Annotated in this window: 26 protein-coding genes; 18 read left to right on the top strand and 8 right to left on the bottom strand. The window is 45.7% G+C overall.

All coding sequences use genetic code 11. From position 1 onward, the window contains the following. The first annotated feature begins 3 nt into the window (after positions 1–3). The 5 genes from RH45_RS17290 to RH45_RS17310 all read left to right on the top strand — a co-directional run bounded on the left by RH45_RS17290 (position 4) and on the right by RH45_RS17310 (position 4111). On the top strand, positions 4–702 hold the full coding sequence (locus RH45_RS17290) for an ABC transporter permease (protein ID WP_008079527.1): 699 nt from the start codon (positions 4–6) through the stop codon (positions 700–702). Positions 703–711: 9 nt separating this feature from the next. Next, positions 712–1428 (top strand): energy-coupling factor ABC transporter ATP-binding protein, encoded by a 717-nt coding sequence (locus RH45_RS17295; RefSeq protein ID WP_008079535.1) that lies wholly within the window; start codon positions 712–714, stop codon positions 1426–1428. Next, positions 1406–1993: a molybdenum cofactor guanylyltransferase MobA gene (gene mobA / locus RH45_RS17300; RefSeq protein ID WP_008079536.1), complete on the top strand. Its 588-nt coding sequence runs from the start codon at positions 1406–1408 to the stop codon at positions 1991–1993. The genes RH45_RS17295 and mobA overlap by 23 nt, the downstream gene beginning before the upstream one ends. Further along, positions 1990–3768: a bifunctional molybdopterin-guanine dinucleotide biosynthesis adaptor protein MobB/molybdopterin molybdotransferase MoeA gene (locus tag RH45_RS17305; RefSeq protein WP_008079539.1), complete on the top strand. Its 1779-nt coding sequence runs from the start codon at positions 1990–1992 to the stop codon at positions 3766–3768. The genes mobA and RH45_RS17305 overlap by 4 nt, the downstream gene beginning before the upstream one ends. A gap of 76 nt (positions 3769–3844) precedes the next feature. Next, complete coding sequence (locus tag RH45_RS17310) at positions 3845–4111, top strand: DUF2960 domain-containing protein (RefSeq protein ID WP_008079541.1); 267 nt, start codon at positions 3845–3847, stop codon at positions 4109–4111. Between the two features lie 32 nt (positions 4112–4143). Here the strand turns inward: RH45_RS17310 and RH45_RS17315 are convergent, their stop codons facing one another. The 4 genes from RH45_RS17315 to RH45_RS17330 all read right to left on the bottom strand — a co-directional run bounded on the left by RH45_RS17315 (position 4144) and on the right by RH45_RS17330 (position 6965). Next, on the bottom strand, positions 4144–4602 hold the full coding sequence (locus tag RH45_RS17315) for a GNAT family N-acetyltransferase (RefSeq protein WP_008079543.1): 459 nt from the start codon (positions 4600–4602) through the stop codon (positions 4144–4146). 25 nt (positions 4603–4627) lie between these two features. Further along, positions 4628–5101: a GNAT family N-acetyltransferase gene (locus RH45_RS17320; RefSeq protein ID WP_008079544.1), complete on the bottom strand. Its 474-nt coding sequence runs from the start codon at positions 5099–5101 to the stop codon at positions 4628–4630. Positions 5102–5172: 71 nt separating this feature from the next. Beyond that, positions 5173–6081 carry an N-acetylglucosamine kinase gene (gene nagK, locus RH45_RS17325; protein WP_008079546.1) on the bottom strand — a complete coding sequence of 303 codons (909 nt, stop codon included), beginning with the start codon at positions 6079–6081 and terminating at the stop codon, positions 5173–5175. 143 nt (positions 6082–6224) lie between these two features. Then, the gene (locus RH45_RS17330; protein WP_008079547.1) at positions 6225–6965 is read right to left on the bottom strand and encodes a tRNA-uridine aminocarboxypropyltransferase; all 741 of its coding nucleotides are present in this window, start codon (positions 6963–6965) and stop codon (positions 6225–6227) included. Positions 6966–7045: 80 nt separating this feature from the next. Here RH45_RS17330 and RH45_RS17335 point away from each other — a divergent pair, with 80 nt between their 5' ends. Then, positions 7046–7834: a sterol desaturase family protein gene (locus RH45_RS17335; RefSeq protein WP_008079548.1), complete on the top strand. Its 789-nt coding sequence runs from the start codon at positions 7046–7048 to the stop codon at positions 7832–7834. A 1-nt stretch (position 7835) separates the two neighbouring features. Here RH45_RS17335 and RH45_RS17340 read toward each other — a convergent pair whose 3' ends face one another. Further along, positions 7836–9866, bottom strand: coding sequence for a methyl-accepting chemotaxis protein (locus RH45_RS17340; RefSeq protein ID WP_008079549.1), 2031 nt, complete (start codon positions 9864–9866; stop codon positions 7836–7838). Positions 9867–9948: 82 nt separating this feature from the next. On the opposite strand from RH45_RS17340, the gene RH45_RS17345 reads away from it, so the two are divergent. Next, complete coding sequence (locus RH45_RS17345) at positions 9949–10479, top strand: C40 family peptidase (protein WP_008079550.1); 531 nt, start codon at positions 9949–9951, stop codon at positions 10477–10479. An 11-nt stretch (positions 10480–10490) separates the two neighbouring features. On the opposite strand, the gene RH45_RS17350 is transcribed toward RH45_RS17345, so the two are convergent. Further along, the gene (locus RH45_RS17350) at positions 10491–10835 is read right to left on the bottom strand and encodes a DUF3802 family protein (RefSeq protein WP_008079551.1); all 345 of its coding nucleotides are present in this window, start codon (positions 10833–10835) and stop codon (positions 10491–10493) included. A 359-nt stretch (positions 10836–11194) separates the two neighbouring features. On the opposite strand from RH45_RS17350, the gene RH45_RS17355 reads away from it, so the two are divergent. Together RH45_RS17355 and RH45_RS17360 are read left to right on the top strand one after the other, a co-directional pair. Then, entirely contained in the window at positions 11195–12061 is an 867-nt protein-coding gene (locus RH45_RS17355) for a fructosamine kinase family protein (protein WP_008079552.1), read from the top strand. 240 nt (positions 12062–12301) lie between these two features. After that, positions 12302–12505 (top strand): CPXCG motif-containing cysteine-rich protein, encoded by a 204-nt coding sequence (locus tag RH45_RS17360; protein ID WP_008079553.1) that lies wholly within the window; start codon positions 12302–12304, stop codon positions 12503–12505. Between the two features lie 75 nt (positions 12506–12580). On the opposite strand, the gene RH45_RS17365 is transcribed toward RH45_RS17360, so the two are convergent. Further along, complete coding sequence (locus RH45_RS17365; RefSeq protein WP_008079554.1) at positions 12581–13195, bottom strand: riboflavin synthase; 615 nt, start codon at positions 13193–13195, stop codon at positions 12581–12583. A gap of 161 nt (positions 13196–13356) precedes the next feature. Between RH45_RS17365 and RH45_RS17370 the strand changes: the two genes are divergently transcribed. After that, positions 13357–14727, top strand: a complete 1371-nt coding sequence (locus RH45_RS17370; protein ID WP_008079555.1) for an MATE family efflux transporter — start codon at positions 13357–13359, stop codon at positions 14725–14727. Between the two features lie 100 nt (positions 14728–14827). Beyond that, positions 14828–15817 carry a DUF3080 domain-containing protein gene (locus RH45_RS17375; RefSeq protein WP_039958869.1) on the top strand — a complete coding sequence of 330 codons (990 nt, stop codon included), beginning with the start codon at positions 14828–14830 and terminating at the stop codon, positions 15815–15817. Between the two features lie 5 nt (positions 15818–15822). Here RH45_RS17375 and RH45_RS17380 read toward each other — a convergent pair whose 3' ends face one another. Then, complete coding sequence (locus RH45_RS17380; RefSeq protein ID WP_008079594.1) at positions 15823–16674, bottom strand: DNA ligase; 852 nt, start codon at positions 16672–16674, stop codon at positions 15823–15825. Between the two features lie 301 nt (positions 16675–16975). Between RH45_RS17380 and RH45_RS17385 the strand changes: the two genes are divergently transcribed. From RH45_RS17385 to RH45_RS17415, 7 genes are all read left to right on the top strand, one after another. Beyond that, the gene (locus RH45_RS17385) at positions 16976–17296 is read left to right on the top strand and encodes an STAS domain-containing protein (RefSeq protein WP_008079599.1); all 321 of its coding nucleotides are present in this window, start codon (positions 16976–16978) and stop codon (positions 17294–17296) included. Between the two features lie 28 nt (positions 17297–17324). Continuing rightward, complete coding sequence (locus RH45_RS17390; protein WP_008079612.1) at positions 17325–18161, top strand: OmpA family protein; 837 nt, start codon at positions 17325–17327, stop codon at positions 18159–18161. Next, the gene (locus RH45_RS17395) at positions 18148–20241 is read left to right on the top strand and encodes an SLBB domain-containing protein (RefSeq protein ID WP_008079620.1); all 2094 of its coding nucleotides are present in this window, start codon (positions 18148–18150) and stop codon (positions 20239–20241) included. The genes RH45_RS17390 and RH45_RS17395 overlap by 14 nt, the downstream gene beginning before the upstream one ends. Next, positions 20241–20939: a P-loop NTPase family protein gene (locus tag RH45_RS17400; RefSeq protein ID WP_008079622.1), complete on the top strand. Its 699-nt coding sequence runs from the start codon at positions 20241–20243 to the stop codon at positions 20937–20939. Before RH45_RS17395 ends, RH45_RS17400 begins: the two co-directional genes overlap by 1 nt. Before the next feature lie 9 nt (positions 20940–20948). Continuing rightward, entirely contained in the window at positions 20949–21755 is an 807-nt protein-coding gene (locus tag RH45_RS17405; protein ID WP_008079624.1) for a PhnD/SsuA/transferrin family substrate-binding protein, read from the top strand. A gap of 9 nt (positions 21756–21764) precedes the next feature. Next, entirely contained in the window at positions 21765–24089 is a 2325-nt protein-coding gene (locus tag RH45_RS17410) for a HAMP domain-containing hybrid sensor histidine kinase/response regulator (RefSeq protein WP_008079626.1), read from the top strand. Positions 24090–24110: 21 nt separating this feature from the next. Then, a partial coding sequence (locus tag RH45_RS17415) for a response regulator (RefSeq protein ID WP_008079629.1) occupies positions 24111–24368 on the top strand: 258 nt, incomplete at its 3' end.

Raw genomic sequence — 24368 nt, forward strand, 5'->3', positions numbered from 1 at the left:
GCTATGAGCCTTTGGCAAACAACCCTTGATGCACTCGCCTTACTGGTGAGTTTAGATAGAGAACTGTGGGAGATCGTTGCGGTCTCCTTTAGTGTTTCGCTATCGGCTATATCGCTGGTATTACTGCCAGCGATCCTGTTTTCGTTCATTCTGGCCTACACCGACTTTCGGGGTAAATGGGTCTTTCTCTCCCTAATTAACACTCTTCAAGCCATTCCAACCGTCGTGATTGGCCTGCTGCTCTACATGTTATTGTCTCGAGCCGGTCCAATGGGCGACTGGCAAATGTTATTCACCCAGAAAGCCATGATCGTTGGCCAGATGTTGATCGGATTTCCGGTATTAGTCTCCATGATGCACGGAGCATTACAATCGAGTGACCGACGCGCGGTAGAAACAGCCATTACACTTGGCGCGAGCCCTACCCGCATCGCGGCAACTATGATCTGGGAAACGCGTTTTCCTCTGATGGCGGCAACGATTGCGGCGTTTTCACGAATCGTCACCGAGGTTGGTTGCTCAACCATGGTTGGTGGCAATATCATGGGCATTACGCGAAACATCCCCACAGCGATTGCAATGGAGAGCCACAAAGGTGCGTTCGCTCAAGGCGTTGCACTTGGGATGGTATTACTCGCTCTCGCTTTGGCACTCAATTTTGCTCTTACCAGCATGCGCGGTAAAGGCTACCTGAGAACATAAGGACGCGGTATGACAATTAAAATCAATGCACAGCACTTGTCTATGCGCTTTAAAGAGCGTGTCCTGTTCCATATTCCCTCGCTTTCCATTGGCCCTAACGATGCGATCTATTTAAAAGGCGATAACGGCGTCGGGAAGACAACCCTCCTAAAAATTCTATCCGGTTTAATCAAACCAACGACAGGTCATGTCTTCGCTCCTAACGATAGTTGGTACAATAAACTGTTTAGCCGTACTGGCCGCAAGGATGTTATTTACCTTCATCAATCTCCCTACCTGTTTGATGGAACCGTCTACCAGAATGTGGTTTATGGCATTCGCTATCAAAAAGAGTCGATGAAAGATAAGCGAGCTCAAGTTATTACTGCTTTACGCATGGTAGGCTTAGAAACCTTAGCCGATGAGCACATTTCTGTGTTGTCGGGAGGTGAAAAACAGCGGGTAGCGATGGCAAGAGCTTGGATTTTAAAACCTTCAATCCTATTAATGGACGAACCAAGCGCATCACTTGATCAGGAATCCATCGAACGTTTGGTTGTGATGGCAAAAGATCTAATGCAACGAGGGTCAAGCATTGTCATTACCAGCCACCAAAAAAACGCGTTAACGGATCTATGCCGTAAACAATGGTGGATAAAAGACACAACTTTGATAGAGTCCCCGCTGTTACAAGTAATTACTGATGCAACACAAGAGAACAGCTATGCTTCTTCCAACGCAAACTAGTTGGGTTATTTTGGCTGGTGGCCAAGCCAGCCGTATGGGCGGAAAAGACAAAGGTTTAATCGAACTTAACCAAAAGCCGCTAATACAACACGTGATTGAACGCCTTTCTCCTCAAACACCTCAAATTTTGATCAATGCCAACCGTAACCATGAGTCTTATTCTCAGTTTGGCAAGGTGTTTAGTGATCAGTTCGCCGATTTTCCCGGTCCAATGGGCGGTATCCATGCAGGTTTAGTCAATGCTTCAACAGATTGGGTTGGCTTTGTGCCTTGCGACAGTCCACAAATCAATACTGACTTAGTTGAGCGCTTCTGCGCCGCAGTTGACGCCAACACCGACATTTTGGTTGCTCACGATGGCGAGTTTAAACAGCCTGTGTTTACTCTCTACCACAAACGCGTGTTGCCAAAGCTGACCGCGTTTCTTGAGCGTGGCGATCGTAAGATCATTCTGCTGTATAAAGAGTGCAATACCGCTTACGTCGATTTTAGCGATTCACCTGCGTGCTTCGTCAACCTCAATACTCCAGAAGAACTGGCACAATTTGGAACCTTATCCGCATGATTGATTCACTCCCTATTCCTATTCTCGGTTTTGCAGCCTATTCTGGAACCGGCAAAACCACGCTGTTGGAAGCATTGTTACCCAAGTTGACCGACGCGGGTCTTCGCATTGGTATGCTCAAGCATGCCCACCACAACTTTGATGTCGATAAACCCGGTAAAGACAGTTATCGACTGCGCAAAGCTGGAGCTAGCCAAATGCTTATCTCTTCTCGAAACCGCTTTGCACTAATGACGGAAACCCCTGAATCAGAGTCCGAATTCGAGTACCTTCTTACTCGCTTTGATACCAGCAAACTTGATGTCATTTTGGTTGAAGGTTGTAAAAATATCGCTTTCCCAAAGATTGAACTGCATAGAGAAGAAGTCGGTAAACCGTGGCTATACCCTTCCGATGACAATATTATCGCCATCGCCGCAGATACTGAGCGCAGTGATACAACTCTGCCCCAAATGAATATTACCGACCTCGATGCGATTGCTCGTTTTGTGGTTGAATACGTTGCAGAAAAACAAAAACCGCAAAGCGGCAAAAGCCCAGCAGCGTGTTGCGATACCTTGTCTCCCGCTTTTTTGTCCGTCGCCCAAGGCCAAGAAAAGATCCTGTCGCTGGTAAATACAGTAAACGAAACGGAAATCGCCAGTATCGAAAACAGCTTTGGCCGAGTATTGGCAGACGACATTGTATCGCCAGTCAATGTACCGCAGTACACCAACTCCGCAATGGATGGTTACGCAGTTCGAAGTGATGACTTAGAACGAACTCACTACCAAGTTGTCGCAGAGGTGATGGCCGGCCACGCCTATGACCAACCACTTGAACTGGGCCAAGCAGTTAAAATTATGACCGGTGCGCCAACTCCTGCATTCGCTGATACGGTAGTGATGCGCGAGCAAGCAACTGAAGAAGGTGACAAGGTCACGTTCAACAATGCTGCAATTAAGGCAGGACAAAACGTACGTCAAGCCGGTGAAGATCTTCCACTCGGATCAGATGTATTTTCTCAGGGCCAGAGAATTTCTTCAGCCGAAATGGGGATGATTGCATCACTAGGTTTTGGCTCTTGCAACCTGTACCGCAAACTTAAAGTCGCTGTGTTCTCTACCGGAGATGAAGTCCAGCCCCCGGGGAGTGAGCAGAAAGCCAATTCCATTTACGACTCGAATCGTTTTACGATCATGGGTATGCTGGAAAAACTCGGCTGCGAGATCCTTGATTTTGGCATCATCGAAGATGACGAATCTCTCATGATTCAAGCACTTCAAGATGCCTCAATGCAAGCCGACGTGGTACTAACATCTGGCGGCGTTTCTGTGGGTGATGCAGACTACATCAAGCTTGCCTTAGAAAAGCTCGGGCAAATTGATTTTTGGCGCATAAACATGCGACCAGGTCGTCCTCTTGCATTTGGTCAAATCAACAACAAACCTTTCTTCGGTTTACCGGGAAACCCTGTTGCTGTGATGGTCTCGTTCATCAACTTTGTCGAGCCAGCACTACGAAAGATGCAAGGCGAAAAGGGATGGCAGCCACTTAAAGTGAGCGCAATCGCGACCGAAAACCTTCGCTCTCGACAAGGGAGAACTGAGTTTAGTCGTGGGGTATTCAATCTTGATGCGCGAGGCCAAGTGACGGTCAAAACGACTGGCAAACAAGGTTCTGGAATTCTCCGCTCAATGAGCGAAGCAAACTGCCTTATCGAGATTTCTCCTGCGGTCGACACGGTTAAAGTCGGTGAAAGCGTGACAATCATCCCGCTTCAAGGCAGAATCTAGCCCAGAATATTAAGGCCGCCTTCTGTGACTGAAATAAGACGGCCTTAAACCTGACGTAAAATTTTGAGAGATCTTTATGGCTCGCACCATCCTTTACACCTATAAAGGTGAAGAAAAGACACTGACATTTTCTTATCAGCAGCACCGTAACATTCATGAGGCGGTCGCTGAAGCAGAAGGTATCGATATTTCCGCTTACTTGAAAATGGAACAACAGATTGAAGCGGTTTCAGATACAAAAGCGGTTCGCAATTATCGCGATAACCATTTCCGCAAACTGGGCTTTGAGAAGTTGACGCTAAAACAAAAAGAAAATCTGGGTGTGGGTAAGAAAAACAAATAGCCGGATTGATAAGGAGCAGTTTTGTGCTGCTCCTACACTCGCTTTTCCATTCGATAATTGATCAACAACACCCCCTCTCTCTCGTTTCTCTGCTCTTTAGTGACGCTAAATCCGAATCGCTCAAAGAAAGGTCTAGCGGTAATGCTGACATTTGAATATAGGTAGTCTAGGCCTTTTTGTTCGGCTAATTGATGAATATGAGTCATCAGCTCTCTACCCACACCTTGCCCTTGAAATTCACGATGGCAGTAGAAATGATCAATTAAACCATCATCTTGTAAGTCTGCGTATCCTGCAATTATCCCCTGCCTTAAACAAACAAATGGGTCGAGCGTAATCATTCTCTGTTGCCATAACGACAGTTCAATGTCCTCTTTGGCCCATACTTCAACTTGTTGTTGGCTGTAGTGCTGTCGATTCACATTGCGCACAGTGTTAAAGAACAACTGCCATAATGTGTTAGAGTCGTTCGAATGAAATGCTCTTATCATGTTGCTCCTCGCACCTTGATGCCGGTCATAGTGTTTTTTTCATGAAAATCAGCGTCCACTTTTCCCCACTAAATTCACGACTCTTATGATCGCGTTGGTATTCGGCGAACCCTAGCGCCTGATAACAGCGGATGGCTGACGCGTTATTTGCAAAGACGCACAAATCAAGTTGTCGGTAACCCATTTCTTTTGCCATTGCAATCAATTCATAAAGCATGGTTTGGGCAACACCTTGGCCGCGAAATTTGTCGTCAACGAACACACGACATACTCTCGCCACCTCTGAACTTTGGTGAAACAACTCCACGAAGCCAGCCAACTTGAGATCATGGTAAAAGAGAAAGGGTGAGACAGCAGATTGCTCGGTATGTTGGCGTATTTGCTCCTGCGTTAGTGGATAATCATAAGCAGGCCCGCCCCATAAGTAGTTAAGCTCTGGGGAGTCAATCCAATCGACTAATTGTCGAAAGTCCGCCGTTTTAAAAGGAACCAATGGCATTGCAATATCCTTATAGCAACAAAAAAGAGCTTGCCTAAGCAAGCTCTTACTATCTTACATCAAATTAACGCTTATTTGATGTTTAGGAACGCAGCACCGCGAACACCGCCGGAATCGCCGTGTTTCGCTTTAATGATTTTTGGACACTTCGCGACTGAAAGAAGATGCTTAGGAATTCGCTTCGGCATTTCTTCGTAAATCAGTTCAAAGTTTGAAAGACCACCACCCAAGGCAACAACATGCGGGTCGTTTGCTGTAAACAGGTTGGCGAAACAGATAGCCAACAGCTCCATGAATCGCTCTACGTGCTCAACGGCCTTCTCTTCACCTTCTGCGTGCGCTTTGATGATATCGATCGCTTTCTTTTTCTCACCAAAGTAATGCTCGTAAATCAACTCAAATCCACGACCAGAAAGGTAGCTATCTAGACACCCTTTCTTGCCACAGCCACAGCCAAGTAGCGGTGCATTCTCACCTAAATGGAACCACGCGTCGATCGGTAAGCGCATATGGCCCAACTCACCCGCAACATTATTACGACCAGAGAACACCTTGCCTTCGTAAACTAAGCCACCGCCAAAACCAGTGCCTAAGATCAAGCCCATAACTGATGGAGCGTCTTGCAGTTCATCATCCCACGCTTCAGAAAGCGCGAAACAGTTGGCGTCATTCTCAATCTTAACGCTTCGGCCAATCTTTGCTTCCAGGTCTGCACGAAGCGTTTTCCCTTTAGCTGCCGGAACGTTAACCGTCAGTACTGTCGCGTCATCTGCATCTTCCATGCCTGGAAGGCCTAGGCCAATTTTACCTTCACAACCAAACTCTTGGTCGTACTTGTCGACCAAACCTGCGATGGTATCCACCAGCAGTGCATAGTCTTCCGTTGGTGTTGGGACACGTTCTGTCGCAACGCGTTCTAGTTTTTCATTAAATGCACCAAATTCAATCTTAGTGCCACCAACGTCAAAACCGTAATACATTGGCTCTCTCCCATAATTAAAAAATAAAAAATCGAAAACTGACCTATTATCCATATAGCTACGCCTACAATCCGTGACGTGTGACGGATTTAATTGCCGCCTCGTATTAAATGCGCAGACTCTCACCAACCCATCGCCAAGTTTTAGACTGATTTCTCGTTTTGCTGTTGTTCGATGAAACGTTTCAGTGCTGGACGTTGCGGATCTACCTTTCCTCGGCTCTTACTCAATAAATAGCTTTCTTTAAACGCGTCGAACCAATTCGCCAGGGTTAACGCGGCCACGTCTTGTCGCATTTCTTTGAGGACTAGACATGCCACCTCTGCTGTCGCTAGATGTTGCTCGTTGTCCGACCTACGCATCATATATTGCGAAAGTGATTCTGGCTTGATCGATAATACAGGCAAAGAATCAAGGTAAGGCGATTTACGGAAAATACGTCTTGCTTCACGCCAACTGCCATCAAGAAAAATCAACAGCGGCGTTTTGCCCTGACAAAACGGTTGCGGTTCTCCTTGAATCAATCTCTGTTTATCGTCGACATACTCATCGGGAAAGACCACGATTGGCTGGTATCTTGGATCATTAAGCAAGTCCAGCATGTCTTTGCTTGGCTCAGTGCGGCTCCATTGAAACGCATAGCCCTCTTTCACCGTATCAAGAATGAGTCTGCCCGTGTTACTTGGCTTAAACACTTCGTTGTCTGACACCAGTAGCATGACCGCGACATCCGTCTCGATGTCAGGTTGGTAATGACAAATACAGTAAGTCACTGACACTTGGCAATGCTGACATCGGTCAACTTTACAGCCACGGGCGTTAAACGGTTTGGTGGAGCGCTCTAGACGCTGTTGATAGAGACGGTGAAAAGCGTGGACTCTCATGGGTTTTCAGTGATAATAGCAAAGGCTGGAAGTTTACTTACCGAGCACAGAGTTGCAAGCGAAACATGGAAGGTTAAATCATGCAAAACCCAGAGCTACTTAGATTAAGCGTCTTCCTATCTGTGCTTATCCTGTGCGCGCTGTGGGAGTGGCTCACTCCCCGAAAACAACTCACTCAAAGCAAAATCTATCGCTGGATGAACAACCTAGGGTTGATTGCTTTCAATTCAATTTGCCTAAGTTTATTGATGCCCATCCTCGCTTTTGAAGCCGCCATGACCGCCCACGAATTACAGCTTGGCTTTTGGCATTGGTTAGAAGTGAACTGGCTAGTTGAAGTGGTATTAAGCATTCTTCTGCTCGATCTGGCTATATACCTTCAACACCTTGTTTTTCATAGAGTTCCTATCTTATGGCGCTTGCATCGCATGCATCATTCCGACCAAGATATTGACGTCACAACCGGTACTCGATTTCACCCAGTCGAAATCCTAATTTCTATGGGTATCAAGGTCAGTTTGATCTTTTTGATAGGCGTCTCTCCGCTCGCTATCTTGATTTTTGAGATGCTGCTAAACGGCAGTGCGATGTTCAATCACAGCAATGCAAAGCTGCCTTTATGGTTGGATAAAATACTAAGAAAAGCGGTCGTCACCCCAGATATGCATCGAGTTCATCACTCGGTCATCGTAAAAGAAACGCACTCAAATTTCGGATTTTTCTTATCGGTGTGGGATCGCTGGTTTAGTACATATCGTGACCAGCCTGAGCTTGGTCACGATAACGTAGAAATCGGAATTCCGCTTTTTCGTTCACCCAACGAACAGCGTTTGGACAAGATGTTAACTCAGCCATTTCGCGACAAGTAAATTAAACCAAGCGATATTTGTGCAGTTGCTGCTGTTGCTGTCCCGCAATATCAGCCACTTGCTGAGAGCTTTCAACCATAGACTCCAGTTGCAGCTTAGTTTCCTCGCCTTGTTCTGAAACCTGAGTGATAGAATTACTCACTTCTGACGTTGCTCTTTCTTGCTCTTGAGTCGCTGCGGTTATCTCCTCTACCTTCTCTCGGATTTGCTTAACAGCCCCCTCAATATCCACGAAAGCGGCCTTAACATGGTCGCTCGATTGAAGCGCTTGCGACATTTCACTGCGCGAGTTGTTTACCGCAGCACGAGAATGCTCTGCGGCTGCCACCAATTCGTTCATTCGCTCGCGAATATTAGACGTTTGCTTAGAGGTGTCACTGGCGAGATTTCTCACTTCATCGGCCACCACCGCGAAACCCCGTCCCTGCTCACCTGCTCTGGCCGCCTCTATGGCTGCATTTAAGGCCAGAAGATTGGTGCTTTCAGCGATTCCAGCAATCATATCGACCATTTCACGAATCTGCTTCACACGGCTGTCTAACTCACTCATTGAGGCATCATTCAAGTTTAATGATTCTTCCAGAGACTGCAGGCGCTGTTGGTTCTGTTCAATGGCTCGAACCCCCTTACTGGCATGTTTGGCCGCTAGCTTTGACTCAGCATTAGATTCGTGAGTCACCGTAGCAATTTGATTGATAGAAGCTTCCAGTTCCACGACGGTTTCAACCATGTTCGTCAGCGATTGGTTTTGCAGAGTCAAACTATGGTTCGACTTCTCTGCAGCTCCGTGACAAATTTCGGCAGTTTGATACAAGGTCTCGCAATTTCTCGTCACTCCCTCAATCGACTCCTTAGTTGAATCGATGACTAGGCTCAATTTCGACGCAATCTCTTTCATCTCAAATGGACCTTTGAATGCGATCTCGTTGGTTAGATCATGTTTGGTCAGTTGATTCAGATTGAAGAGGATATTTTTTAGCCCTCGATTGACCCACACCCGTAAAGCGAGCCAAGAAATAATGACGATGGTGACAAGCAAGAGTCCACTGGTGATGGCGATCCACTCAATGGTAGTGATCGCGTCCGTTACGTCTGCCTGACTTGACTGAATAATTTGCTCTGCGCTCGCCGAAATGGTGTTGAGTAAGTTAACCGTTTGTTCAGCGATGATGGCAACGTCAGCATTGTGCGCTCGCTGGTTTTCAACCAGTTCCAGCTTAGTCAGTATTTGTTGCAACACCCCCTGTTTAGCAAAGCCAGCGTTGACCATGTCATACGGCGCAATCAAGCTTGAAAACTCGTTAACATCAGGGTGCCACTGTGAAAAATCATCGAAGGCCAGTTGAATGCCTGCAATACGATTTCGCATCTCTTTATACTCTTTCTGAGCGTTAGCGAGATCCGTTTGCATCATCAATACAAGAAACGTGCTTTCCATCGAACTCGCGCTGGCAATAAATCGATTTGCCGCATCAGCGGATTCGGGGTTATCACCAACTAAGAATGAACTGATCCTATTCATTTCCGGGCCAATCGAGCTTAACCCATAACGAAAGCCGGTCACCTCTGCGTCTATGTGTTCTTGCATGCCCAACAGTCGCTGCTGAGTCGTTAATATATGAGTGGTCTTATTGGACAAGGTCTGGATATTTCGCTCAAGGTCTTCCAGTTGTTGGCGCGTGATGGCTTGAGAGAACTGCTCAGATAATTGCATGACATAGGCTGTCAATAGTTGGCTAACTTCGACGAGCTTTGTGATATGGACTTCGGTTTCACTCAGAGATTCGAGTGTTGTCGACTGGCTACCATAGCTGAGCTGCTTGACGTGTTCTAAAATAGTCTGAGTCAACTTGGCATTGGTCATGGCTAAAGGCAGTGCATTGTCAGAAAGTGCGGCAAATTGAGTTCCTATCCGCTCTATTCCGCGAACAGAGGTGACAGATAAGGTAACGACGAGTAAAGTGATAGTAATAAAAATCGCGCTAAGTGCTTGAAGTAAAGATAAAGAGCGCCTGTCGTTTGATGTAATCATAGAGTTAGAAACCTAACTAGTACAAAAGTTTATTGCCTAATTCTATTTATGATTAATTACACATTTATATCAGAAATATTGCATGAGAAAAGTTTCGAGTTATTCAGCATTACTGTTTTGCATAGCCACGATCGCAGGTTGTTCAAGCACTCCTTCAAGTGAGCGTGCTGACAAAGTGCTAGCGCCGCAACATGACCAGTTAAAAGCGCCTCTTAGCCCTCATGATATTAAAATGAAGCATTCATTTCTCGATGTTTACAAACGATGGGAAGGTGTTCCTTACCGGTATGGGGGTACCTCCCTCAATGGTGTGGATTGTTCCGCTTTTGTGCAAGTTGCCATAAAAGATGTTCTTAATGTTGCGTTGCCACGAACCACTCTTCAGCAAGTAAAAATCGGTCACGAGCTTCCATACAGCAAAGCGCAAGTGGGCGATCTGGCTTTTTTTAAAACGTCACGTAATGTTCGTCATGTAGGGGTGTACGTGGGCCACAAGCAATTTATGCATGCGTCAACGTCAAAAGGGGTGATTATTTCGAGATTGGATAACCCGTACTGGGCTTCAAAATTCTGGCATTTCAGACGAGTCGTAAACTCGTCTGAAACATTGTAGATAGGGAAAGGTTAGTCGTATTTGGCAACCGCTGAATCGAATAAATTTTTAACCAGCGCAATGTATTCGTCTAAAAACTCAATCTGACCATTGGTTGCAGGTTTCGCCCACACGCCAGCCAAAACTTCGCCCAGATCTTCGACTACTGAATCTGCTTCTTTTAGCAATTGGAAACGAACGCTTGAATGTAGCTCAGGGTTTTGTTCAAAAATCGCCATGATGTTACTCGCGACCATATCGGTCACCACATCTTCCACACTTTCTAAACCCGTATCACCGTCATCGGATGCAAAAACATCCAAATTGAAAGCCAAGTGTTCGATTAAAGCCAAGTAACCATCGGTTTCAACAACCACAGCTTATCTCCATTTATCATTGTGTCGATACAGTACCCTTTAATACTATGACATATCAATGAGTTTACACAACTCATCGAGTTCCAGTTGCCGATAAATTCCACAACTAAAGAAACATAGCGCATATTGCCCGCTTTCGCTAAAGCGCTTCGACTGTAATTAAAGCGTAATCATAATGAATCCGTCAGCAATTGGCTAAAGACTCCATCAAAAGTGCTACTACAGAAGAGATTCAGCTCACACTTTATCCATTTCACTATGAAAAAGTGCTAAATGATTGAATTTTTTGCACTCCCAACCAGTTTCATATCCAACCTTCTTCTACAATAACTGTATTAATTCATCATCGGGAACCCAGTATGTGGCAAGCCATTTCGCAACAGCTTTCTGACACCCTAATGTTTTCATTCAATATCGAAGAAAAGTTACGAGTCCCTGGTGGCGACATTAACGAGTGCTATATGATCTCGGACGGCGAACAGCGCTACTTTGTAAAAACAAACAGTCGCGAATTTCTGACAAAGTTTGAAATCGAAGCAGAAAGCATACGAATTATGCGTGAAAGCAATACCCTGTTTGTTCCTGAAGTGATTCTAACCGGTAAGTCCAAGCATAATTCGTTTATCATTTTGAATTACTTGCCCACCAAACAGCTCGATGATGACAAAAACAGCTACTTGTTTGGTCAGCAATTGGCCCGCTTGCATCAGTGGGGGGAACAAAAAGAGTACGGTTTCGATCAAGATAATTATATCGGCTCAACACTTCAGCCAAACAAATGGGATAGAAAATGGGCCCGTTTCTTTGCTGAACAACGCATTGGTTGGCAATTACAATTGGTCAGAGAAAAAGGTGTCAACTTAGTCGATATCAATGATTTTATCCAAGTGGTGCATGACAGACTCGCTTCTCACCAACCTACCCCTTCTTTGCTTCATGGCGATCTCTGGCACGGTAATGTGGCCAATTCAGTGTTTGGGCCGATCTGTTATGACCCTGCGTGTTACTGGGGCGACCGTGAATGTGATATCGCGATGACAGAACTATTTGAAGGGTTTCAGCCAGAGTTTTATCAAGGCTATGAAAGTGTATTACCGCTCGATTTTAAATATTCTGAGCGTAAAGACATATACAACCTTTACCACCTTCTTAACCACTACAATCAGTTTGGTGGTCACTATCTCGAGCAGTCACAAAAGCTTATCAATCAGATCCTCTCTTACTAGCATCTCTGACAAATACCGCGTGTTAACAAATGCTTACAAGTGTTAATGGTGGTATTTGTCAATAATTGTCATGACAACTTAAGGCGTTGACAGTCCGTTAGATTGAATTTTACTATCCAACTCAAAATTTGTACTTAATTCACGTCCCTCACAAACTTCTCGCCTTAAGATTAAACTGTCTACAAGGACGTTTACTCACCTGATTAGTCAGTTATCTCACCAGATGTAAGGAAGAGAGTTATGCGAAACTACACAGAGAAAGTTGTATCCTGCCCCCACTGCGGACATTCCATTGCCATTACGCTAGATGCATCCAATGGTAGCCAGAACTTTTATGATGATTGTCCTGCTTGTTGCCATGCCATTCATTTAAACATGATGGTGAACGAACAAATGGACTCGATAGAGCTATTTGTCGACGCTGATGATGAGCAGATTTTCTAGGCAATACTGGCGCTCGATATGGATTTCGAATTTACGACTCCGGCCTCATTGGCTGATGAAACCGGAGTCTGCCTTTTACCCTAACTGCTTAGCTTCAAGGACTCGCTCGACAGTATCAACAATGGCTTGAGTTTGAGGGTCAAACTCGACATTGATTTCATCACCCTCGACACGAGATCCGAATAACGTACGCTCTAGCGTTTCAGGGATAAGATGAACCGAGAAATGATTTCCTTCCACTTCCCCAATCGTCAAAGAACAACCATCCAATCCAATATAGCCTTTCGCCAATACGTACTTCATCGCATCGTCTGGTAACTCAAACCAAATGGTTCGATTATTCGGAGTATCTATGACTTTAGAAACGCGACCTACAAGCGATATATGTCCGGACATACTGTGTCCACCAATTTCATCGCCAAACTTTGCTGCTCGTTCAATATTGACGAAGCTGCCTTCTTCTACTTTTCCTAGATTCGTCAGTTTAAGTGTCGCTTGCATAAGATCGAATGAGATAAGTTCATCTTCAATCTTAGTGACGGTAAGGCAACAGCCATTATGAGCAACAGACGCACCAATCATTAACCCTTGATTCATTTCCCCAGTTAATCGAATAGTGTGAGTTTGAAAATCTTCTTTCTTATTGATGGCAACAACTTCTGCCATTCCTTGAACAATTCCAGTAAACATAATCAGATCCGTCAGTTTTTATTGGTGCTTAGTGTGACATTTCTTTATCATTCCACACAATAGCGCGAGCTTAAATCCCTTTTCCTCTTTCTCATTAAACGAGTGGTTATTGCTGACTTAACGTCTTGAGAGAGGTTACCGCTTCCCTTTGGAGTTTTTACGTGCATCGTTATAAAAAAGAAGCTAATACATTAATAAAATTAGCGACCCCAGTGTTAATAGCGTCAGTTGCTCAAACCGGTATGGGCTTTGTCGACACCGTGATGGCCGGTGGTGTCAGTGCTACAGATATGGCTGCGGTTTCAATCGCAGCTAGTATTTGGCTACCGTCCATCTTGTTCGGTGTTGGCCTTCTCATGGCTTTGGTCCCTGTTGTTGCCCAACTCAACGGCTCTGGACGTCAAGTAAAGATCCCATTTGAGATCCAACAAGGCCTTGCTATGGCTTTGCTTATTTCTATTCCAATCATCGCCGTTTTGTTTCAAACGCAAACCATTCTGGGGTTGATGGATGTGGAACCTCTAATGGCAGAGAAAACCAATGGTTACATGCACGCAGTCATGTACGCAGTGCCCGCATTTTTACTTTTCCAGACATTGCGCAGTTTCACTGATGGTATGTCTTTGACCAAGCCAGCAATGGTGATTGGCTTTTTCGGGCTCATGCTCAATATCCCGCTTAACTGGATCTTCGTCTACGGTAAGTTTGGCGCTCCTGCCCTAGGTGGCGTGGGTTGTGGCGTCGCAACAGCGATCGTTTACTGGGTGATGTTTTTAATGCTGTTAGGCTATGTAATGACGTCTAATAGAGTGGCCCACATTAACCTGTTTGGACAGTTTCATAAGCCTGAAATCAAGCCGCTGATCCGCTTGTTTAAACTTGGTTTTCCCGTGGCTGCAGCCATGTTCTTTGAGGTAACACTCTTTGCTGTTGTGGCTCTGTTAGTCGCGCCACTCGGCTCTCTCATTGTTGCCGCACACCAAGTCGCCATTAACTTTTCATCGCTGGTATTCATGTTGCCAATGAGTATTGGTGCTGCAACCAGTATCCGTGTGGGCCACCGCTTAGGGGAAGGTAACGTGGAAGGCGCGGCCATCGCTTCGAGAGTGGGATTGATTGTAGCGGTGCTTATGGCTCTTGGCACGGCACTGCTGACTGTGTTGCTGCGTGAGCAAGTCGCTTTGCTGTACACCGATAACCGCGCTGTTATCGAAATCGCCTTACAACTCTTGATGCTTGCGGCTGTCTATCAGGTGACTGACGCCGTTCAAGTCGTTGCAGCAGGTGCCCTGCGCGGTTACAAAGACATGGCTGCTATTTTCAACCGTACCTTCATCGCTTATTGGATACTTGGCTTACCGATTGGCTACATTTTAGGTATGACGAATTGGATTGTTGAGCCTATGGGAGCTCATGGCTTTTGGTTTGGCTTTATCTTAGGACTCTCTTCCGCTGCAATTATGCTTGGCTTGCGTTTGCGTTGGATGCATAAACAGAGTGATGAGATACAGCTTGAACTTGCCGCAAAATAAATGCTGTAAGCGTCTATTTATTCAAATAAAAGGTCAGTTCGCTGACCTTTTTTCGTTTATTGGACGTACTATTAAAGTAGTCAAAGTTGATAGGGTCTCTATGCGTTTTCTTATTATTACACTCACCTTCTTGGCATTGACCGGTTGCCAGTGGCTCTCGCATCCTATCGACAACCTGTTCGAAACCTATATCGGTAGAATTGCCAACGTTCAGGATGCCGATGCACTAGAAATCACGCAAAATCAAAACATCATCCTACCAGATAAGCGAGCGCTTATGATTGAGATCCCTAGCCTTACTATTGGTCTGCTAGACAGTTATGAATTGCGCAAGTGCGACCTATTTAATCTGATAGCAGAAAGGAACTCTGTATTAGGTAAAGTTCAAGATCAGTTTCGAAACTATGATTATCAGGTTGACGTGATTAGTGGGATTGAGTCGTGCCTCAACAGCGATGTTATCTCTACCAGCTTAAAACAAGAATTGCACACCCTACTGGCTTTAAAACAAAACCAGCTCGCTGCGCATTTTTCTAACCTTTTGTTTGCCAGTGATGCGATGCGTTCACAGCTGAGCGCTTCAGAATGGCTAGACCAGCAACATACGTCAGCCAACAAGATGCTGACAACAGGGTTAGACAATTTAGCCGCACACTATCTAATGTTGAATGGAGAGCAGCAACAGGCAAAATCGCTGGTCCCGTTTCAGGAGTCATTTGAAAAGCAAGTTACCATAGGTAAAGTTGTCTATTCGATGCTTAATGCCAGTCACAAGCTCGATCAAATTACCGCTCAATTGGAGCAATACGACGAGAAAATTGTTTGTGGCCCCGGACGAAACGACACCCGCTTTAAAACACTCAGAAACGTTTTCCAATCCTTCTTCGTTGAACAAATACAGCCCTACTTAGCCAGAGTAGACAGCGCATATCTGCAAATTTCACAGAGCGGGACTTTACTAGAAAACGCTCACCCTTCTTATCAGTACCCGTTATTGCACTACCACCAAGTATATCGAGAATCGATTTCGCAACACGTACAGTACTGGCAAGCACTGTTTAAACGCTGCGACGCTTCTCCAACACGTTAACTGGGTTACTCTACTCGCTCTCTAACAAAACGCGCGAACTTAGGCACACCATTTTGAGTGGTGCCGTTATAGCGAAACGTGATGATGGAGCCTAACGCGGGCGGATTTTTACGCTGAAGATCGTTAAATCCACTGCCAATGTAAAACTGTAACCCTGAGTCTAGCTGCACCAGCAAAGAGCCCATCAATCCTTGGTATTTGCCTTTGCCAACCTTATAGCCAACCACCCTCGCCTCAGCATCTTGATGCTTTTTGAGCTTTAAAAGATCGGTACTTCTTCCAGCTTGATATCGACTGGTGATCTTTCTTAGCATCACCCCTTCACCTTTGGCATTGTCAACGTTGTTTAAATAGCTAAATAGCTCTTCTTCACTTTCGATTGGTGAATGTTCTATGTATTTAATGTGGTCGCGCTTACTTGCCCGTGTAAAGTAGATGACGTTGTAGTAACGCTTTTGGTAGTCACCAGCGGCATTAGGCATATCGAACAACATAAAATCGATTTTTCGCCATGCATCATCTTGAGGCTCCTTGTCTAGTACTGTGGTTTGGACTAGATGAAAGTTTCCTCGCCCGGCCCATAACTCACCTTCCAATGGGTAGCTCGGCAGTGGTTCAGTGAACCAGGTTGGCGAATTGATTTTGGTGCCTTTACGCGTCACTAATTGACTTCCGGTCCATATCGCTCTGATGCCGTCTAATTTCTCGCTCTTCCAATACTGGTCGATGTCTATTTCTTGGTGGTAACTTTGTGCCAACGGAACCATATAATCCGGTGATGTAGGATTCACACCTTCTGCGTTAGCGGTAAATGCAAGCATAAGGGAAACGGTTAGAGCAGAATAACGAAGTTGCATAGTGGACACCTTTACAAATCAACGCGCCTATTCTCTACTTCCCATTCCGCACGCCGCAACCGATATGCCGCTCCAATACGACCCACTTCGAATTCCATTACAATAAATAAAATCATGAATTGCATATAAACTCGACTCAAACGTAGTTTACGTTAGAAGATTATTGATATTCATTTTGAGAAAGCCGCTTTCTCAAAATGAAAAACGACAAGTACAACCGAATATAGCATTGATATATAAGGAATTATTTTTTGGCACGTTATCTGCTCTAACAAGATTAATCAACCGAGGAGATAACGTCATGGAACTACGTAAAATTGAAGCAAGCGAAACTATTCTTACCCTAGTCATCAACGGTAACCTTGACGCAGACGGCAGTCGAAATGCCCAACCGCATATCGATGAAATTATTGCAGATAAGTCAGAGCGAGAGATCGAAATAGACTTTAGTCATGTACAGTTTTTAGACTCTTCTGGCGTAGGTGCTATTGTCTATCTATACAAGCGTCTAATCGAGCGTCAACGCAGTATGCGTATTGAAAATGTTTCCGGTCAACCACTTGAAATCATGAACCTATTACGCATTGACCAAGCTATTCCCGTAAATTCACAAAAACACTAATAAAAATTATAACTTAGAGGACGTTGGCATGGTGACTCAGCTTAAACACATAGCCCTAATTGCATCCGTTGCAAGCATCATTGGCTGCTCCAGTTATCCTGAACAAGGAAGCGGAGGCCTAGGGGAAAACTACATTCAATCTAACTTTACGCCAGTCATGCCCGATGAGCCGCTAGGTCCGGAGCATGGACTGCGCTTTGACTGGCAACTCGCGAAGCTGCATTTGGATGCACTCATCCGTGAAGGCGCACGCTGGTGTTTTCCAGCGGCGGTCGTTCAGGCGATTGAAAAACAAAATCGCATTGCGCGCGAACTGGAAGGTGGTCTGCTGCTTGATGCCGCGAACGACATCGTTATTCAACGTAAACGCCTTAATGAACTTGAACTTCAGCTTGACTATGTGACGTCACAAGCCAGATGTGTCCCACCTGTCGACGAAGGTGCATTTCATCAACGCTTAGCGGTCATAGACCAACTGTTCAACCTGCTCAATATCGACAATCAGTTTGCGTTTAACTCAGCAGAAATTAACCCAAAGTATATGGGCCATCTCGCGAAAGCGGCCAACATTCTAACCGAACACCCTAGCCTTGCGCTCAGCGTTACTGGTCACGCAGATTCGGTTGGTGATATCGAATACAACCAGAACTTAGCCATGGATCGCGCCCAGCAAGTAAAACGCTACCTGTCGATTTTTGGCCTATCACCAACACGTATTGAAACCCACTCTGTTGGCGACACACTGCCACTTTATGAAGGGGAATCTGAAGGAGTAAGACTGACTAACCGCCGAGTAAGTATTGAAGTTGTCGATACTCAAGAGAAAGAAGCAAAGATGCAAGGAGGCTACCATGCAATGGACTAAACTACTTATCTGCTTGATTTGGTTACTTCCAATCCACTTTGCTGTTGCTGAAGAGGAACGCGTGCAAGTGGGAGACCTGATTCAAGTTAACCTACCCGGCGAAAGCACGCTAAACAAAGGCTTCCAAGTCGACAAACGTGGTCGAATTGCCCTACCTGAAGTTGGCACACTTTACGTAGCGGGATATACAGAGGAACAGCTTGAACGCGCTGTGACCGAGGCGCTAGAGAAAGTGTATCGCGACCTGTCTTCGGCTTCTGTGTTCATCGCAGAGCAACAAATCCTTATCTCGGTTCAGGGTTACGTAAACTCTCCTGGCGAATACACTTTAAGCAAAAGTTCAGACGTACAAATGGCATTACATGCCGCTGGAGGGATTCGACCTGGTGCCCAGCTAAATAACCTACTTATCAAACGCGGTAAGGAAAAAATTAAGTTCAACTACAAATCATTTCTCGATTCAGGTAACGAAACGCTGTTACCGGAGTTAAAATCTCTCGACACCATTTTTGTCCCTACCTCACCCCTTGTCGGCAACATTGAGCAAGAGTTTGACTCCAGCAAACTGGCGGATGCCGGCGACAGTGGCGACGGCCGCACCGCAATTAAAGTGTTTGGTGAAGTCAACGCACCGGGCTCATTCAGCTTTAAGCAAAATACCGACTTGGTCGATATATTAATGCGCGCTGGCGGTGTGACTCGCTATGCTTCAGTTGAACAGATCCGCGTCATTACCGACAACACGCCGCAGCTATTCAATTTAAAGACCTATCTCGATAGTGGCGACGTTTCTTTACTACCTAGACTGCAACCTGGCGCAACCATTTTCGTCCCTAAACAAGAAGAAGAGATCAAAGCGGGTGCGAACGTTATCTATATCATGGGCGAAGTAGCAAGCCCTGGAGCATACGAAGGTAAAAAGAACGCGTCATTCATGGACATTTTAGCCAACGCTGGTGGCCCAACACGATTCGCGGAATCTCGTCAGATTCGCCTTATCAAAGCTAACGGTAAAGTAGTCAAATTTGATCTGACGGCGTTTACAGAAGGGATTTCTCGTCAATCTCCACCCTCCATCGAACCCGGCGATGCGATCTTTGTCCCAGAAAAAACCGACATGAATGAGAAGTCATGGCTCAAAATCTCTCCGGATCGCGCCGTTAACGTAATGGGAGAAGTGGTTAGACCGGGTCGTATTGAGTGGTCAGACGAAATGAACCTGATTGATTTGCTCTCTCATGTAGGTGGGCCAACATTACGTGCCGATACGACGAAAATTGAGGTGGTAACCCAAGCAGGACGTATGGAAGTGTTCGACCTAGACGATTTTATTCTAAAAGGAGCACCTACATCAGAGCTGCCACGAATCAGCGCAGGATCGATCGTTCGCATCCATGATTTACCTCAAGACCCATCCGACAACAAATCACAGTGGGTACGTCAAAGCTCTGATGCGTCTATTTACGTATTTGGACAAGTCAATGCTCCTGGTCGCTACCGCTTTACGAAAGATATGCACTTTCTCGATATCTTGTCTGCTGCAGATGGCCCAACTAAAGATGCGGATATCCATAACATTCGCATTACGCACCGCGACAAAAGCTACTCAAAAGTGAGCCGCCTCAACCTGTCGCTTTACTTCGAAACAGGGGATGAAAGCCTACTACCCAATGTGACTATGGGTGACACCATTTACATTCCAGAGAAGGACAAGATCTGGCTCGATCGCTCTAAAGAGTCAACCGTACGCGTGCTTGGTGCAGTTAATAAACCCGGGCGCTACGTGTTTGATGACAACATGACCATATTAGATTTGCTGGCTGAAGCGGGTGGCCCGTCAGACCGCGCTTATCTAGAAAAGATCTCGGTGGTCAATATGTCATGTTGCCAAGGCCAAGCGCGTACCTTCGATTTAATCGAGTTCAGCAAAACCGCCAACATTTATCAACTGCCAGTATTGCGCTCTGGTGACACCATTTATGTCCCTGACCGCAGTGAGAGCTTCATGGAAAAGGCGCGCGTTGGTCTAGAAGATATCTTACGCCTCACCACCACTATCGTTTTAATAGGAGCACTGTAATGATTCCTGCAACTCATAGTGAAATTGAACAAATCTATATTGCGGCTGAAATGAGTCAAAGCCGCTCTATCTGTGTAACGGCGTGCCAATCTAGTGACGGTGTCACATCTATTGCAACAGCGTTAGCGGAACGTTACTTATTAGCGGGTTTAAAGACACTGGTGGTGGATCTCAATACTTTCCACCCTGCTTTCAAGTCCGCTGGAATTGGCGAAACCATCGACAGCGATGATTGCGGCATATTGCTGGAACACAAGGAGTCGCACCAACTCTTTACCGGCTTGCCTGTGCCAAATCAGCAATCAGACCTGTTGGTGTACCGGGACCCCACACAGCTGTCGCTTAATGTGCAAGATTGGCTGAAAAACTTTGACCGAGTCATTTGTGACACTAGCCCTATTCTTCAGATTAACCGCAGCAATATACCGGCTCAAGTGGTTGCTTCAGCCTGTGATAAAACCATTTTAGTCGTGATGGGTGGAAAAACCTCTTCCAGCCAATTGGAAAAAGTCATTGAGATGTTAGACGCTTCAAACTCAATCTCTCTGCTAGGTTCAGTGCTTAACCTCAAACAGCAAGCTACCTTAGGTCAAGAGATGGTGCGAGAGCTTAATCGCCTGTCTTTTTTGCCTAAACGTTGGCGCGATAAATGGGCCCAACGCATTTTGGCCAATGAACTCTTGTCACACTCAGCCTAGGAGCCATGTATGAAAGGAATCATCTTCACCTCACTCTTAGCAGCATCCGTTTCTGTCACTGCGCAGGCTGAGACTTACACCTTTGGTATTGTTCCTCAACAATCTGCCAGTCGTTTGGCAAGCCAATGGGGACCTATTCTGACGCGATTAAGCCTAGAGACCGGCCACAACATAGAATTTGCCACAGCAGCCGATATTCCAACCTTTGAAGAGAATTTACGCCAGGGCAAATATGATTTTTCCTACATGAACCCATACCACTATGCCGTGTTTAGTGAAGCCTCGGGATACCGAGCCCTCGCAAAGGCCAAAGACAAACAAATTAAAGGCATCATCGTAGTCAAAAAGGATAGCGGGATAACCTCCATTGAACAGTTAAACGGTCAAGCATTAGCATTCCCGTCACCTGCTGCGTTTGCTGCCTCTATTTTAACGCGTAGCGATCTACAAAGCGCGAAGGTCAACTTTACCCCCTACTATGTTTCTTCACATGACTCTGTTTATTTGTCCGTAGCCAAAGGTTTCTACTCTGCTGGAGGCGGGATTCTTCGCACCTTTAACTCACTGCCAGAAGAAACCCGCCAGCAGCTTACTCCAATTTGGTCGACTAAAGGGTACACGCCGCATGCCGTCGCCGCGCATGCCAGTGTTCCTGAAAACATTTCACAACAGATCCAACAAGCTCTCGTGACACTGACTGACGACCCGAAAAGTAATGTGGCGTTGTCGAATTTGAAGATTAAAGCCTTTACACCAGCGCAAGACAGCGATTGGGACGATGTCAGAAACTTAAACATCTCACTACTCGAACAATAGGTGGTCTCTATGTCACTACGCACAAAAACCATCCTTGGTATCGCGATTATTGAAATTACGGTTCTCGTGATTCTCACCGTCAGTGCAATGGGATTCCTCTCTGACTCGAACGAAAAGCAACTGATCCAGCGTGCCAACGCCGCGGCCAGTTTGTTCAGCCATGCCGCTAAAGATGCGGTACTTTCCACTGATTTAGCCACGCTAAATGATCTAGTGGAAGAGTTCGCTCAACTGGATGATGTTGCCTATGTCAGAGTGTTACGCGATGGTAAAGAAATGGCGTGTGCAGGTGATAAACAATTACTGGATCGCCAAATGCAACAAGACAGCAGCCTAAAGGGCGTATCCGATGGCGTGTTTGACGTACGTGCTCCAATTTCCATAGGTGGCAAGCAGTACGCGATTGTCGACATGGGGTTTGAAACCGCACCTATCAGCGCGATGTTAAACAATGCCCAAAAAGCCCTAGTCGGCATTGCTACCGTTGAAGTGTTACTTGTGGCACTTTTCTCACTGGCTCTTGGTACTTACTTGACGCGCGGATTAACGCGCCTTGCGAGTGCCGCAAACCAAGTGGGCCAAAGTGGGCCCGGGTTTCAACTGAATCATCAAGGTACTGACGAGCTCAGCCAAGTAGCTCGCGCCTTTGACGACATGTCTGCCAAACTGGAGCGCGACTACATTGACCTTAATGCTGCTCGGGCTGACGCAGAGATGGCCAACGATTCGAAGAGCCGCTTCTTAGCGTCTATGTCGCATGAGATTCGCACGCCGATGAACGGTGTCCTTGGAATTCTAAACATTTTAGAGGAAACAAACTTAAGCAAAGAGCAGAGAAAGCTGGTCACTACCGCAACAGAATCTGGCCATTTTTTATTATCCGTGATTAACGATATTCTTGACTTCACACGTATGGAATCGAATACCTTGATTCTTGAGAGCAAACCTTTCGACTTGCATCGCTGCGTAACCAGTGTGGTTGATGGGTTCTATCCGACCGCCACCAGCCAAGACTTGCTAATCCACTGCTATATCGAGCCAGATGTCCCTATTCATGTGATGGGTGACGAAAATCGTATCAAACAGATCTTACTCAATCTTATTGGAAACGCGATTAAGTTCACTCACGACGGCTCAGTGAGAATCAAGATGAGCTTAGTGCCAAGTGATGATAGCCAAGCGACCATTCAATGCGAGATCTCTGATACGGGGATTGGCATCAGTAAAAGTGCTATCGATTATCTGTTCGATGAATTTACCATGGTCGACCAAACTTACTCTCGTAGCAAAGAAGGATCTGGCTTGGGTCTGGCGATTTGTAAACGCTTGTGCAACCTAATGGATGGTGATGTAAAAGTACAAAGTGAGCCCAAAGTGGGTAGCACCTTTACGTTTACCATCAAACTCGACACCGTATCTGAGCTCAACCCACACGTAGATGCAGAACTGAAACCAAACAATCTAATTCGCAACGATTTATCCATCCTTGTGGCCGAAGACAACAAAGCAAACCAGCTCGTCATTCGCGAAATGTTTAAACGATTAGACATTGAAGTCGACATCGCGGAGAACGGCATCATCGCTTTAGAACGAGTCAAAGAGTACCGTTACGACCTGATTTTTATGGATATTTCCATGCCTAAAATGGATGGCATGCAAGCGTGTCGTGAAATTCGCAGCTTAGCAGACCAAACCAGTGCAACGACCCCCATCATTGCCCTCACCGCTCATTCGTTAGCTGGAGACAAAGAGAAGTTCCTCGCCAGCGGTATGAACGACTACATATCTAAACCTGTTCGATTGTCACAACTAGTTGAAAAAATTAACCTATTTATAGAAGAACGCGATGCAGTGACTATGCAACCTTTACCAGATCAGTCTATATTAGATAAGCCGTCGGACGTTTTAGATAACGTCATTCAGGTGGAAACTCACCATGAGGTCAAACCAAACGAGAAGGAACGTATGGATTTAGAACTTGTCGACGAAACGGTATTACAGCAAATGATCGAAGATACCAGTGCTGAAGTGATTCCGCTTCTGATTGATCACTATTTGGAAGAGTCTCATCAGCGCTTAGAAAAAATCTTCGTCGCTATGGACAGCGGAGATAAAGAAACACTAGAGTTTGAAGCGCACACGCTGGGCAGCTCATCACTGGCATTGGGTAACCGCGTGTTATCTAATCTCGCTCGAAAAATCGAACACTTATGCATTGATGGACAACAGAACAATGCATTTAAACTAAAAGAAGAATTACAACTTATTGCAGAGCAGTCTTTGCAAGCGCTAGAACAACGCAAGCAAAAAGGCTTCACCGAATCTGCAGGATAAGTGGCACTAAAGGTACCAATGATGAAACCAAAAGTACTACTCATTGAAGACTCAACGTCCTTGGCAATCTTATACAAACAGTACGTAAAAGATGAGCCCTACGATATGTTCCACGTCGAAACGGGACGTGAAGCCATCGCTTTTATTGAGCGTAATGTCCCGCAGTTGGTTATTTTGGACCTTAAACTGCCTGATATGGATGGCGAAGACATACTCGACTGGATTAATGAACGACAAATTCCAACCTCTGTTATCGTTGCTACCGCGCACGGTTCGGTT

Source organism: Vibrio sinaloensis DSM 21326 (genome assembly GCF_000189275.1).
Taxonomy (GTDB): Bacteria; Pseudomonadota; Gammaproteobacteria; order Enterobacterales; family Vibrionaceae; genus Vibrio; species Vibrio sinaloensis.